Source organism: Pseudoalteromonas sp. 120-MNA-CIBAN-0494 (assembly GCF_040308885.1).
In the GTDB taxonomy this organism is placed as follows: domain Bacteria; phylum Pseudomonadota; class Gammaproteobacteria; order Enterobacterales; family Alteromonadaceae; genus Pseudoalteromonas; species Pseudoalteromonas nigrifaciens.
Genome location: NZ_JBEOOE010000244.1, coordinates 1 through 232 on the forward strand (window position 1 = coordinate 1; position 232 = coordinate 232).

The following is a 232-nucleotide window of genomic DNA, read 5'->3' on the forward strand; positions in this document are numbered from 1 at the left end:
GCCTTGCTCTTGGGTGATGACCGCCGGTGCCTGATGCAGCCATTGCCATTCGCGGGCATAGCTGAACAGCGGATCGCCTTCGTGGAAGTAGCGGGCGCTGAATGGTTGCAGGGGGTGTTCCTGGGTCAGTGCGTCGATCAGCGGCTGATCGTCGCTGGTGTGCTGCCAGCCGCTGGCCAAGTGGTCGCGCAGTTGGCCGATCAGCACCGAGGCCGGGCGATCACTGTTGTCA

Annotated in this window: 1 protein-coding gene; it reads right to left on the reverse strand. The window is 63.8% G+C overall.

The window, feature by feature from the left end; all coding sequences use genetic code 11:
- Nucleotides 1-232, reverse strand: a 232-nt coding sequence (locus AAEY55_RS18660; RefSeq protein WP_350552797.1) for a hypothetical protein, incomplete at both ends; no start/stop codon positions are given.